The sequence below is a fragment of the Bacillus sp. ISL-7 genome (assembly GCF_018613065.1).
In genome coordinates this window covers 1-13,440 of sequence record NZ_JAGGQW010000028.1, presented here as the reverse complement: position 1 = coordinate 13,440, position 13,440 = coordinate 1, and the positions used below count along the sequence as shown (strand labels likewise).

Genomic DNA, 13,440 nt, shown 5'->3' with positions numbered 1-13,440 from the left:
GTCTATTTTTACATCGGTTTTGTATTAATTTAAGAGTACTTTTGAGCCATCTTAGGTTTTGTGTTTTTTCAAACAAGCTTTTGTGCCATCTCAGGTGTTTTGTTTTTTTTAAATAAGCTTTTCGAGTCATCTCAGGAGTTTTGTGCGTGCTTCTTGGTGTTTTGTGCTATTCCAGGTTTTGTGTCATTTCCCGATAGTTTTGTGCCATTTTCAAATGGTTTTGTGCCAAAATTCTACTGTTTTGTGCAATTAGACATTACTTGGAAAAAAACCACTCTGAAAGTTAGCTCTTAGGAACCCTCCGTTGAACACGACTCCGATTAATTCATTAAAATCTCACCCAAGAGATCAGCCCTTTGGAACCTCGATCATTACGGCATCCCCTTGGCCGCCGCCGCTGCAAATCGCCGCAATCCCAATTCCGCCGCCGCGGCGCTTTAATTCGTGCATTAACGTAAGGATAATGCGCGCCCCACTGGCACCAATCGGATGACCTAAGGCAACCGCACCGCCATTGACATTGACTTTTTCTAGATCAAGACCAGCAATTTTCCCGCTCACTAAAGCAACCGCAGCGAAGGCTTCATTGATTTCAAATAAATCTATTTCCGCCAACGTTTTCCCTGTTTTTCGTAACAGCTCATTAATTACAAGTCCTGGTGTTTTCGGGAAATCCTTTGCTTCCACAGCGACCGCCGTATGGCCGACAATCACCGCTTCCGCCTGCCTGCCTTCACGAATTGCACGCTCTTCACTCATTAACACGAGGGCTGCTGCTCCGTCGTTGACTCCAGGGGCATTTCCAGCTGTAATCGTACCGGTTGAATTAAATACCGGTGCTAATTTAGCTAACCGTTCAATCGATGTGTCTTTACGCGGTGATTCATCATTCTCGACAACAAGTGGCGCACCCTTTCGTTGTGGAACCTCAACCGATACGATTTCTTCCGTAAATTTTCCACTCTCGATTGCGGCAACCGCGCGCTTGTGGCTTCGCAATGCCCACTCGTCCTGTGCTTCCCGGCTAATTTCCATATCGGCAGCCGATACGTTGCCGTATGTGCCCATGTGAGCACCGGTAAAGCTGCAGGTTAACCCGTCAAGAATCATTAAATCTTTGACCTGTGCGTCACCCATTCGGAAGCCCCAGCGTGCTTTTGGTAAAACATATGGTGCATTGCTCATCGATTCCATTCCGCCTGCAACAATCACTTCTTCATCGCCAGCGCGAATGATTTGGTCTGCCAAGGAGACACTGCGCATCCCAGACGCACAAACCTTATTGATTGTTTCGGTTTTCACTTCCCACGGCAATCCGGCATGGTGCGCTGCTTGGCGCGATGGAATCTGCCCCTGGCCCCCTTGTAAAACGGTTCCAAGAATGACTTCCTGTACGTCTCCAGGCTTCACATCTGCACGAACCAATGCTTCTTTTACAGCAATTCCCCCTAGTTGGGAGGCAGTCAAGCTGCTTAATGTTCCCCCTAATTTTCCAAAAGGCGTTCTAACCCCGCTTAAAATGACCGTTCTTCCCATTCAAAACACTCTCCCTTTTCTTAATATTCAGTCAAACTTTTGTATAAAAAATCGCGGCGACTGAACGCTCGCTCGATTAGGAACCAAAAAAGAAACGCAGGCTCCTGCTTTTTTTAAAAAATGTTAATGTAAGCGTTTTTATCTACATACTATATTCTACATAAAAAAGAGCAGAAGTTGAAATGTTTTCCACAAAATTTTTAAAATTTTATGAATATGTAAACAAATCGAACCTCTGCTCTCCCATAAAAACTATGCGACTTCCCCGCAAACCGCTTTTTCAAGCAGCTCGGCCACATCGTAAGTCGAAACCTTTTCTTCCACTTCTTTTGCCTTCGTACCATCTGACAGCATCGTTAAGCAATACGGACAGCCTGAACTGATCACCGATGGATTAACAGCAAGTGCCTGCTCGGTTCTAGCCACGTTAATGCGGTGTCCGGTTTCTTCCTCCATCCACATCAAACCGCCGCCAGCACCACAGCACATCGCCTTCTCTCTGTTCCGCTCCATTTCAATCAACTTCACGCCCGGAATAGATTTAAGAATCTCACGTGGTGCATCATAGACATCATTGTAACGGCCTAAGTAACAAGAATCATGGAAAGTGATCGTTTCATCAACCGAATGTTTCGGCACAAGCTTGCCATCGCGAACTAGCTCATATAAAACCTCGGTATGATGGAACACTTCGACATCCGTTAAGCCAAAATCAGGGTATTCATTTTTGAAAATATTATAAGCATGCGGGTCAATCGTGACGATTTTCTTGACCTCTGCTTTTTCAAATTCCTCAATATTCTTCGCTGCCAGGTCTTGGAACAAGAATTCATTGCCGAGACGGCGCGGTGTGTCACCAGAATTTTTCTCTTTGTTGCCAAGAATCGCAAATTTCACGCCTGCTTCGTTCAGCAGCTTCGCAAACGATAAGGCAATCTTTTGGCTGCGATTATCGTAAGAGCCCATGGCGCCTACCCAGAAAAGGTATTCAAATTCTTCGCCGGCTTTATTCATCTCTTTCACAGTTGGCACATGAACATCTTCGCGGGCCTCACGCCAAGTTTCACGTTCCTTTCGGTTCAAGCCCCATGGATTGCCTTGGCGTTCGATATTCGTCATCGCACGCTGGGCATCGGCATCCAATTTCCCTTCGGTTAAAACCAAATAACGGCGCAGGTCAATAATTTTATCGACATGCTCATTCATGACTGGACATTGGTCTTCACAATTCCGGCACGTTGTACATGCCCAAATTTCTTCTTCGGTAATAACATCGCCAATTAAACTAGGGCTATAAGCTAATGCGGCAGCGGATTCCTGTGCGCCTTGACCTGCAGATGCAAGAGCCAGTTGATTTCCCTTCGTATTCGCAAATGCAATCGTTGGCACCCACGGCTGTTTCGAGGTAACCACAGCACCGTGATTCGTTAAGTGGTCACGAAGTTTGACGATTAAGTCCATCGGTGACAGCATTTTGCCAGTTCCCGTTGCCGGACACATATTCGTACAGCGGCCGCATTCAACACATGCATAAAAATCGATCATTTGGTGCTGCGTAAAGTCTTCTATTTTTCCAACCCCAAACGTTTCTTGGGATTCATCTTCAAAATCAACTTTTTTCAACTTTCCTGGTTTATCTAATCGATTAAAATAAACATTCGCTGGTCCAGCAATTAAGTGAGCATGTTTGGACTGCGGTACATACACTAAGAACGTTAACAAGAATAATAAGTGCGCCCACCAGGCAATGTAAAAAATTACAATGGAGGCGGTTTCATTTATCCCTGAAAAGATCAGCGAAATCAGCGAGGCTACCGGTTCTGTCCATGAAGCTTCTTCCCCATGCCAGATCAGACTCATTCCGTTGCCAAGTAAAACAGAAAGCATTAAACCACCAATAAATATAAGGACAAGACCGGATTTAAAGTTCCGCTTTAGGCGGACTAATTTTTCCACATAGCGGCGGTAAAAAGCCCAAATGACAGCCACTAAGATCATCAGTGTGACAAGCTCTTGGAAAAAAGTGAACCCTGCATAAAGAGGTCCAAGCGGCAAATGTGCCCCAGGTTTAATCCCTTTGATAATAAAATCAATCGCGCCAAATTGGACCAGAATAAAGCCGTAGAAGAACATGACGTGCATGATCCCGCTTTTCTTATCCTTCAGCAGTTTCTTTTGGCCAAACACATTGACCCAAATTTTTTGAAGCCGCTCTTTCACATTGTTATCAAACTCAACCTTTTTACCGAGTTTAATAAATTCAATTCGGGTTTTGACGACATACACAAACAGACTGACTGCGTAAGCGGTTACAACAAGAAATGCAATCAGGTTGACCCAGAGTAAACCATTCATACAAATGCCCCTTTCCGATAACTTCTATAAAATAATTAATTTTCAGAATCTACACTTAACTCTATTATATTATGAATGAGCATTCAGTCAAATAGTTTTTGAAAAGTTTCTCTAACTTATAGAAATGACCGCTTTCGGAAAAACTAACAAAACTGATTGGAGGAAAGAATTCTGATGACGTTTGCACTCTTTTCGAGCGTACTTATTTTTCTCATCATTCTATGGCTTGTTTTAGATTTTATTTTAGGTAAAAGGAAGCATCTTTCCATTGTCAGTCGAAGAGAAACAGCCATCATACATGGGAATTTTGATATTTTCACCCACGGAAAGAAGTTATTCGCCGACTATTTCCATGAACTGCGGAACGCGAAAAAGCATATTCATGTGCTATTTTATATCGTTAAAGACGATGCGATTAGTCAGGAGTTTTTCTCTATTTTAAAAGAAAAGGCCCAGGCCGGGGTCGAAGTTCGGCTGCTTATTGACCGGCTTGGCAGCTGGAAGGTGAGGAAGGAGGCCGTTAAGTCTTTGCAGGAGGCGGGTGTTCGATTTGCTTTTAGCAATACAATCAGGCTCCCCTTCCTTTTTTATTCTTCGCAGATTCGAAATCACCGCAAGATTACGATTATTGACGGGGAAATTGGGTATCTTGGCGGTTATAACGTTGGGAAGGAATATATTGACGAAGAGCCTTCCTTGGGGATCTGGCGCGATTACCATTTAAAAATTACCGGCCGGAGCGTAAATTTTTTACAAAGTGAGTTTTTGCTTGATTGGCACGAGTATGCGGGGGAAGATATCATGGGTAATACGCCCTATTTCCCAACCCTGGCTGATGGTCCTGTCCGCCATCAGTTTATTCCAACGGAAGCCAATCAATTAGAGCAAAATTATCTTCGTCTGATTCAAAAAGCAACCCATTCGATGATCATTGGCACTCCCTACTTTATTCCATGTCATAAGATTTTGGCCGAGTTACTTGCAGCCATAAAACGCGGGGTTCAGCTTTCTGTCATCGTCCCGTATACCGCTGACCATCCGCTTGTCCAAGAGGCATCATTCCGTTATTTACGGAAGCTGATTCGGGCGGGGGCGGCCGTTTATCAATATAAAAAGGGTTTTTATCATGCCAAAACACTCGTCATTGATGACAAACTGTGTGACATCGGCACCGCCAATTTTGATAAACGAAGCATGTATTTAAACAAGGAAATCAATTGCTATATTTATGACCCAGCCTTTATCGAGCGCTTGATGGATATTCTCAAAAAGGACATTGATGACTCAGAAGCACTGACCTTAGCTGAACTTAACAAACCGAACCCTGTCCGCTCCATCAAAGAAGGCATCGCCGCGGCCGTTTCCTATTTTTTATAAGAAAGGAGTTTGTCTATGAAGATTCGGTTTGGGTATGTTTCGCATGCGATAAGCTTATGGGATGCTTCGCCCGCAAAGACGCTAACATTTACTCGTTATCAGCAGTTAAGCCCCGAGGAACGGCAGGAAAAATTGCTTGATGTGACGAAGCAAAATCTGGACCACACCCTCAGGATGCTCTACTACAATATTGCTCATCAACTTGAATTGTATCGAATGTCTAGTTCGATTGTCCCGCTAGCGACCCATCCCGAAGTGAACTGGGACTTTGTGACCCCCTTTCATTCGTTGTGGCAGGAAATTGGTGAACTGGTTAAAAGGAAAGGGCTGCGGGTGAGTTTTCATCCGAATCAATTTACCTTGTTTACCTCACCGCAAACGAAAATTACCGACAATTCAGTGATCGACATGAGTTACCATTACCGAATGTTTGAAGCAATGGGACTGGAGCAAGAAGGACTGATTAATATCCATATCGGTGGTGCATATGGTGATAAACGGAAAACTTTACCACGATTCCATCAAAACTTAACCAAGCTGCCAGCGCCGATTAAACGCGTGATGACGCTGGAAAATGATGATAAAACGTATAATGCTGAAGAAACGTTAGCCGCCTGTGAAAAGGAAACGATTCCGTTTGTATTCGATTATCATCACCATATCGCCAATCTGTGTGAAACCGCACTTGAAGATTTGCTGCCGCGGATTTTTCAGACGTGGGAGCATGCACGCCACATCCCGAAGGTACATATTTCCTCCCCAAAAAACGAAAAGGAATTCCGCTCCCACGCTGATTTTGTTGACCCGGAATTTATCATGCCTTTTTTGAAAATGCTGCGCGAAATCGGTGCGGATATTGATTTCATGATTGAGGCCAAAGCAAAGGATCAAGCCGCCCTGAAATTAATCGAAGATCTCAGCCGGATCCGCGGCTTTAAACGGGTCAGCGGCGGTGCTGTTGAGGTGAAATAGACTAGCCGTTTGGTCCCTGGGCTAGACACAATTAAAAAAGTCTTCGAACGACTTCGAAGACTCTTTTCTATTCCTCAATTAAGTTTAAAACAGGAACTTCCCGCTCATTGTCCGGGTCCGTTCTTGAGTATATTCGCGCCACTTGTGTGGCCTCATCGACATGTTGAATGATCACAGGCTTCCCCTCGTAAGTGACATTAAACATGTCGGCAGATTCGACGATCTCCTTCGCTCTTCCCACATTCATCCGCTTCATCCACTCCTCGCTCAAAGTTCCCTACTAGTATTTGCCTTTTATTAGGTAATATTCATAAATAGGGACAAGTTTACTTTGATAAATTTTGCCTGTTTTTCAGGTTACTGTCCAGGTCTACGATTTACTGTCGACTTTATTCAATTTACTGTCCGCTTTTACCAGTTTACTGTCCACACTTCGATTTACTGTCGACTTTATTCAATTTACTGTCCACTATTAAAAATTTACTGTCCACTCCCCATAATTCCAAATATTCACACAACAATAACATCACCCACAATAAAAAGCCCCCTTAACCAAGTAAGGGAGCCATCATCATTTACATTTTTTCAGGAGCTGAAACCCCAATCAACGCCAGCGCATTGCGGAGTGTAATCTGCACCGCTCGCACCAACGCGAGGCGTGCTTTAGTACGCTCTACATTATCAAGGTCGAGCACTTTTTCCGCATTATAAAAACTGTGGAACGTCGACGCTAAATCAAAGATATAGTTGGTAATCCGGTGTGGGACACGCTTCTGTGCAGCCTCGCCAACAGCCAACGGAAACTCACCAAGCTTCTTCAATAAATCCATTTCCTTCTCCGATGCCACTAACGAAAAATCCGCATCCGAATCAACACGAACACCCTGCTCCTCACCAGAACGCAGAATACTAGAAATCCGTGCATGGGCATAATGCGCATAATAAACCGGATTTTCATTCGATTCCGACACCGCTAAATCCAAATCAAAATCCATATGCGTATCCGAGCTGCGCATCGCAAAGAAATAACGCGTCGCATCAAGGCCGACCTCATCAACCAAATCACGCATCGTGACCGCTTTCCCGGTCCGCTTACTCATCTTCATCTTCTCGCCATTTTTATAAAGGTGAACCAGCTGAATGATTTCCACCTCAAGCGCCTCGCGGCTAAACCCGAGCGCCTGAATCGCCGCCTTCATCCTTGGAATATAGCCATGGTGATCCGCGCCCCAAATATTAATCAACTTCTCAAAGCCGCGGCCTAACTTGTCCTTATGGTAAGCAATATCCGGCGTCAAATACGTATACGATCCATCCTGCTTAATTAACACACGGTCCTTGTCATCGCCAAAGTCCGTCGAACGGAGCCAAGTCGCACCGTCTTCCTCATACACATAACCGCTCGCACGCAATGCTGCCAACGCCTCATCAATTTTTCCATTTTTATAAAGAGACGTCTCCGAGTACCACACATCAAAGCCCACGCGGAAATCCTCAAGGTCCTGCTTCAACTTCGCCATTTCATATTTCAGACCGTACTCACGGAAAAATTCCTGGCGCTCTTCAACGGAAACATGCACATACTTGTCGCCAAATTCTTCAGCCAAAGTTTTCCCAATGCCAATAATATCGGTACCATGGTAACCGCCCTCCGGCATTTCTTTTTCCAAACCAAGTGCCTGGAAATACCGTGCTTCCACCGACAGTGCCAGATTATTAATCTGGTTCCCAGCGTCATTAATATAGTACTCACGCGAAACATCATAGCCCGCTTTGTCCAAAATGTTACATAACGAATCGCCGACCGCTGCACCGCGGGCATGACCCAGGTGCAAGTCACCCGTTGGATTGGCAGACACGAACTCCACCATAATTTTCTCGTTGCCGCCAACCGTGGTCTCACCGTACCGCTCACCAGCCTTTAGAACCGTCGGAATCAGCTCCGTTAAATAACTATTATTCATATAAAAATTAATAAACCCCGGCCCCGCCAGTTCAATTTTTTCAATCGAAGCCTTTGAGCGGTCTATATTCTCAATCAATGCTTCCGCGATCACTCTTGGCGCCTTCTTCGCAACACGAGTCAGCTGCATCGCCATATTCGTCGAATAATCACCGTGCACCTTCTCCTTCGGCGTTTCAAGAACCACAGCAGGAATCTGCTCCTCCGTTGCCAGACCCGCCTTCAACACCGCCGCGCGAATCTCTTCCTTTAACTTACTTTGTACTTGTTCAACTATGTTCATGTTTATCCTCCTGAAAGGTAATTTCCAAATGGTATGTACCGGCATGCGAGCCCTGCATCGTAAAATCATAAAGGATATCAATCAAGCCATCCGAATGCTCAATCCGCTTAGCCAGCGTCATCGTCTCAAAGGTACCAAACGGCATTTCATAACTGCCGCGAAGCTTCTTGTGCAAGCGAAACGGCAAACGCATCTTCACCGCACCACCGCGCAAAATCAGCGCCTCATCCCCAGCCACCTTCACAATCGTCCGAACATTGCCCTCTTCCTGCACCTCTTCATACTTAAGAAACGAGGCCCCATCTTTTTGCATATAACGGCCAAACACCGCCAGCTCATAGACTTCCTTGCCCCCATGCTGATGAATCGTCGTTTTCACATTAATTTTCATAGGAATTTCCGTACTAGACAAACGAAATCGCACTTCCTTTTTTCTTTTTTAAAAAGGAACTCAGTAACACTCTTTGGAATGGTTCTAGTCCTAGTAATTGACTTAACTGCATTATTGCATACTTTTTCTATTATAAACATTGCTGGGGCACAAATCAAAAAATGCCCGCCCTCAAAAAGGGTCAGGCAACTTAAGTTTGAGAATTGGCCAGCTCCAGCGCCTAGGCGCTTCGAATTTTCTGTTTATTTCACCCAGCCAAGCAGCATTTCACGAATTAACTTGCTCGCTGTATTGGCTGTTTGCTCGGATGGGTCGTAGATTGGCGCAACCTCAACCAGGTCCCCGCCGACAACGTTCACTTCAGAACGGGCAATCGCATGAATCGAAGCAAGCAGCTCTTTCGAAGTGATCCCGCCGCAATCAACCGTACCTGTGCCAGGTGCATGCGCTGGATCAAGGACATCGATGTCAATCGTCACATAAACCGGACGTCCGGCAAGTGTCGGCAGGATTTCTTTTAATGGCTCAAGCACTTCAAACTTCGAAATATGCATCCCGTTTTGCTTCGCCCACTCAAACTCTTCCTTCATCCCTGAACGGATCCCGAAGGAATAAACGTTGTTCGGCCCGATATGTTCCGCAATCTTGCGGATTGGGGTTGAGTGCGACAACGGCTCGCCTTCATACTGCTCACGCAAATCGGTATGGGCATCAAAATGGATAATCGCTAGATCCGGATACTTTTTATACATAGCTTTCATGACTGGCCATGAGACCAGATGCTCGCCGCCCATGCCTAGCGGAAACTTGCCGGCAGCAAGGACTTGGTCGACAAAATCTTCAATGATATCAATGCTCTTTTGCGGATTCCCGAATGGAAGCGGAATATCGCCAGCATCGTAATATTTTACTTCCTCAAGTTCACGGTCAAGATAGGCACTGTACTCTTCTAAACCAATCGACACCTCACGGATACGGGCCGGACCAAAACGTGACCCCGGACGATAACTAACCGTCCAATCCATCGGCATCCCGTACAGAACAACCTGACTCTCCTCAAAATTTGGATGACTCTTAATAAACACATTCCCTGAATACGCCTCATCAAAACGCATCTATGTATTCCCCACTTTCTATTAGAGGCGGTGCCCAGTTACTTGGCGGCACTTTGCCATCATATATTATACTTTTTTGTTGCAACCCGCTCTATTGGCGACACTTTGGTGCTTTTTTAGCTTAGTTTTGTCTCCAATAAGCTCTATTGGCGACATTTTGGTGCTTTTTTAGCTCAGTTTTGTCTCCAATAAGCTCTATTGGCGACATTTTGTTGCTTTTCTAGCTCACTTTTGTCTTCAATAAGCCTATTTGGGGGTTGCCCCCTTGACATTACTTCACTAAATCCCCAACAAACTTAGGCAGTACGAATGCTGCTTTGTGAAGCTCTTTTGTGTAGTATTTTGTTTCGATTTCGTGGAAGCGGTCTTCGCTTACTTCTAATGGATCGTATTTCTTTGATCCGATCGTGAAGGCCCATAAGCCGCTTGGGTATGTTGGGATATTTGCAACATATAGCCGTGTAATTGGGAAGATTTCACGAACGTCGCGTTGTACGTTACGGATTAAATCTGCTTTAAACCACGGATTATCAGACTGAGCCACAAAAATTCCGTCTTCTTTCAACGCCTTCGAGATGCCTGCATAGAAACCTTTTGTAAATAGGTTAACCGCTGGTCCGACTGGTTCGGTTGAGTCAACCATAATAACGTCATACTCATTTTCGCTTTTCGCAATGTGCATGAATCCGTCGTCGACTTGGACATCCACGCGCGGGTCATCAAGCATCCCGGCAATCTCCGGAAGGAATTTCTTTGAGTACTCAATTACTTTGCCATCAATATCAACAAGCGTCGCTTTCTTCACGCTTGGGTGCTTTAACACTTCACGAATCACACCGCCATCGCCGCCGCCGACAACAAGAACATTCTCAGGGTTCGGGTGTGTAAATAAAGGAACGTGTGCCACCATTTCATGGTAAACAAACTCATCGCGGACAGAAGTCATCACCATGTCGTCTAATAACAGCATGTTGCCCCACTCTTCTGTTTCAATCATATCGAGCTTTTGAAATTCCGTTTGTTCTGTATGTAAGGTTTTATTTACTTTCATGGTGATTCCAAAGTTTTCGGTTTGCTTTTCTGTAAACCAAATTGACATGTTCATCTTCCTTTCACTTCATTCTATTTAAGCCTCTAGTTAATTACAAAGTAATCACTTCAATTTTATAGTACCCAAACTATTGAATTACAATCACACCAAAAAGTCTAGCAAAATTTAAATAAATCCTACATTAAATGTTTAAAATGACTCTATTTTTTCAATACTATTACTATCTATTTTTTTAAAATCTGGAAATACGGTGGTGAGATATAGTGGAAATCATGACTGATCAAGGGTTTCGGAAGACGATTAAATATTTGCGGGCAGCTATTATCATCAGTTTGATAGGCATGATTTGTATGCTTATTCTCTTCCTTGGAATTCTGGCCTATGCAAAAATCCTCGGCGCGCCGCCGCTCGCTGTGCCGCAATCGACCCTTTTCTTCGCGGATGACGGGACATTGATTGGCGAAAGTAATAGTGGCCAAAAACGGTATTGGGCCCGGTTAGAGGATATTTCACCGGATATTGTCGCGGCAACGATCTCGATTGAGGATAAAAATTTTTACGAGCACCATGGCTTCGATTTTAAGCGTATTGGGGGTGCTGTCTTAGCCGATATTCAAGCCTTCTCAAAGGTACAGGGGGCAAGCACAATTACCCAGCAATATGCCCGAAATCTATTTCTCGAACACGATAAAACGTGGACACGGAAGCTGCACGAGGCTTTTTATACGATCCGCATTGAGATGAATTATTCAAAAAAGGAAATTCTCGAAGGCTATTTAAATACGATTTATTATGGCAACGGTGCCTATGGTGTACAGGCGGCCAGTCAATATTATTTTGGAAAAGATGCAGCTGACTTAAACCTTGCGGAAGCGAGCATGCTCGCCGGAATTCCAAAGGGGCCGGGAATCTACTCTCCGCTGGCCTCGATGGAACATGCCAAAAAGCGCCAGACGATTATTTTGAAAAGTATGGTAACGAATCATTACATCAAGAAAAAAGAAGCAATAGATGCTGCCATGCAGCCGCTGACAATTGTCGGCGCTCATAACACACAAAAAGTGAAGGTGGCTCCTTATTTTCAGGATGCTGTCAGAAATGCCTTAAAAAATCAATTACATTTAGATGACCGCACAATCGCCCTCGGCGGATTAAAAGTCTATACCACGCTTAATCGCAAACAGCAGGAGGCAGCCGAAAGTCAGGTTCATAAATATGTCGCGAATCTCTCGGAAATTCAAGTGGGTTTAGTTGCAATGGATCCAAAAAACGGCTATGTGAAAGCGATGGTTGGCGGCAGGGATTATGAAAAGAGCCCGTTTAACCGCGCCGTTCAGGCAATCAGGCAGCCAGGCTCCACGATCAAGCCGCTGCTTTATTATGCAGCCCTTGAGCATGGGTTCACTCCATCCTCGACGATGCGCAGTGAGTTTACGACCTTCCATTTTGACGATGGCCAGGCTGATTATACCCCGCATAACTTTAACAATAAGTATGCCGACGGCGAAATCACCCTCGCCCAAGCACTTGCTGTTTCTGATAATATCTTTGCCGTCAAAACGCATTTATTTTTAGGAGAAGATACCTTAATTGAAACGGCTAAGAAATTTGGCCTTTCATCCAAAATGGCTCGTGTTCCCTCACTCGCTTTGGGGACTTCAGGTGTAAGGGTCATCGAAATGGCGAATGCCTATAGTCTGTTTGCAAATGGTGGAAAAAAGGTGAATCCAACCTTAATTACCAGAGTGGAAGACTACAATGGCAATGTCATTTTTGAAAAAGAAAATGAGACGAAAAAGGTTTTGGACCCAGCAAAGGCTTTTGTAATGACGCAAATGTTGACGGGGATTTTTGATCCGAAGTTAAACGGCTATGCCAAGGTAACCGGCAGCACGGTCATTAAGGATATTTCGCGCCCTTATGCAGGTAAATCAGGCTCAACGGAAACGGATAGCTGGATGATTGGCTACTCGCCGCAGCTGGTTACCGCTGTTTGGGCCGGCTACGATATGGGAAAACCGATTGAGCTGGTCGCGGAAAAAACATACGCTAAGAATATCTGGGCTAATTTTATGGAAGAAGCCTTAAAAGGCAAGCCCGTGAAGGCGTTTAAAGCACCAAAAGAAGGTGTCAAAGGGGTTTATGTCAATCCTGAGAATGGCAAACTGGCGACAAAGGATTGTCCAGTACGCCGCTTTACCTATTTTGTCGCAGGAACGGAGCCTACCGAATACTGCACAGAGCATCTCAACCATCATCAATCCGCGCCTGCAAATCATAAAGATACCAACAAGAAAGTGCCATGGTACAAAAAGATTATGCCATGGAGTTAAACAAATCTAAATATAGAAAAGCTCCGGAAAAATTTCCGGAGCTTCAGACTGTCGACAAATCCGA

At 44.7% G+C, this 13,440-nt stretch carries 10 protein-coding genes; 3 read left to right on the top strand and 7 right to left on the bottom strand.

Features of this window, described 5'->3' with window-relative positions; all coding sequences use genetic code 11:
• Positions 1–348 precede the first annotated feature (348 nt).
• Positions 349–1,536, bottom strand: coding sequence for an acetyl-CoA C-acetyltransferase (locus J7E66_RS08670; protein ID WP_214999249.1), 1,188 nt, complete (start codon positions 1,534–1,536; stop codon positions 349–351).
• Between the two features lie 252 nt (positions 1,537–1,788).
• Entirely contained in the window at positions 1,789–3,891 is a 2,103-nt protein-coding gene (locus J7E66_RS08665; RefSeq protein WP_214999247.1) for a 4Fe-4S dicluster domain-containing protein, read from the bottom strand.
• Positions 3,892–4,065: 174 nt separating this feature from the next.
• Between J7E66_RS08665 and cls the strand changes: the two genes are divergently transcribed.
• Both cls and uvsE read left to right on the top strand, forming a co-directional pair.
• Entirely contained in the window at positions 4,066–5,268 is a 1,203-nt protein-coding gene (gene cls / locus J7E66_RS08660) for a cardiolipin synthase (RefSeq protein WP_214999245.1), read from the top strand.
• Between the two features lie 15 nt (positions 5,269–5,283).
• Complete coding sequence (gene uvsE / locus J7E66_RS08655; RefSeq protein ID WP_214999243.1) at positions 5,284–6,240, top strand: UV DNA damage repair endonuclease UvsE; 957 nt, start codon at positions 5,284–5,286, stop codon at positions 6,238–6,240.
• A gap of 67 nt (positions 6,241–6,307) precedes the next feature.
• Here the strand turns inward: uvsE and J7E66_RS08650 are convergent, their stop codons facing one another.
• The 5 genes from J7E66_RS08650 to speE all read right to left on the bottom strand — a co-directional run bounded on the left by J7E66_RS08650 (position 6,308) and on the right by speE (position 11,091).
• The gene (locus tag J7E66_RS08650) at positions 6,308–6,487 is read right to left on the bottom strand and encodes an H-type small acid-soluble spore protein (protein WP_214999241.1); all 180 of its coding nucleotides are present in this window, start codon (positions 6,485–6,487) and stop codon (positions 6,308–6,310) included.
• Positions 6,488–6,815: 328 nt separating this feature from the next.
• The gene (argS, locus tag J7E66_RS08645) at positions 6,816–8,486 is read right to left on the bottom strand and encodes an arginine--tRNA ligase (protein ID WP_214999239.1); all 1,671 of its coding nucleotides are present in this window, start codon (positions 8,484–8,486) and stop codon (positions 6,816–6,818) included.
• Positions 8,473–8,898, bottom strand: a complete 426-nt coding sequence (locus tag J7E66_RS08640; protein ID WP_251032841.1) for a YwiB family protein — start codon at positions 8,896–8,898, stop codon at positions 8,473–8,475. The genes argS and J7E66_RS08640 overlap by 14 nt, the downstream gene beginning before the upstream one ends.
• Positions 8,899–9,119: 221 nt before the next feature.
• Positions 9,120–9,992 (bottom strand): agmatinase, encoded by an 873-nt coding sequence (speB, locus tag J7E66_RS08635; RefSeq protein ID WP_214999237.1) that lies wholly within the window; start codon positions 9,990–9,992, stop codon positions 9,120–9,122.
• A 271-nt stretch (positions 9,993–10,263) separates the two neighbouring features.
• On the bottom strand, positions 10,264–11,091 hold the full coding sequence (gene speE / locus J7E66_RS08630) for a spermidine synthase (RefSeq protein ID WP_168241315.1): 828 nt from the start codon (positions 11,089–11,091) through the stop codon (positions 10,264–10,266).
• A gap of 215 nt (positions 11,092–11,306) precedes the next feature.
• Between speE and J7E66_RS08625 the strand changes: the two genes are divergently transcribed.
• Complete coding sequence (locus J7E66_RS08625; RefSeq protein WP_214999235.1) at positions 11,307–13,376, top strand: transglycosylase domain-containing protein; 2,070 nt, start codon at positions 11,307–11,309, stop codon at positions 13,374–13,376.
• The last annotated feature ends 64 nt before the right edge of the window (positions 13,377–13,440 follow it).

What these genes read in the sequence shown, in the direction of transcription:
- cls (WP_214999245.1), top strand. Translation starts at nt 4,066, where the DNA reads ATGACGTTTGCACTCTTTTCGAGCGTACTTATTTTTCTCATCATTCTA.
- J7E66_RS08670 (WP_214999249.1), bottom strand. Translation starts at nt 1,536, where the DNA reads ATGGGAAGAACGGTCATTTTAAGCGGGGTTAGAACGCCTTTTGGAAAA.
- J7E66_RS08650 (WP_214999241.1), bottom strand. Translation starts at nt 6,487, where the DNA reads ATGAATGTGGGAAGAGCGAAGGAGATCGTCGAATCTGCCGACATGTTT.
- uvsE (WP_214999243.1), top strand. Translation starts at nt 5,284, where the DNA reads ATGAAGATTCGGTTTGGGTATGTTTCGCATGCGATAAGCTTATGGGAT.
- J7E66_RS08665 (WP_214999247.1), bottom strand. Translation starts at nt 3,891, where the DNA reads ATGAATGGTTTACTCTGGGTCAACCTGATTGCATTTCTTGTTGTAACC.
- speB (WP_214999237.1), bottom strand. Translation starts at nt 9,992, where the DNA reads ATGCGTTTTGATGAGGCGTATTCAGGGAATGTGTTTATTAAGAGTCAT.
- speE (WP_168241315.1), bottom strand. Translation starts at nt 11,091, where the DNA reads ATGTCAATTTGGTTTACAGAAAAGCAAACCGAAAACTTTGGAATCACC.
- argS (WP_214999239.1), bottom strand. Translation starts at nt 8,486, where the DNA reads ATGAACATAGTTGAACAAGTACAAAGTAAGTTAAAGGAAGAGATTCGC.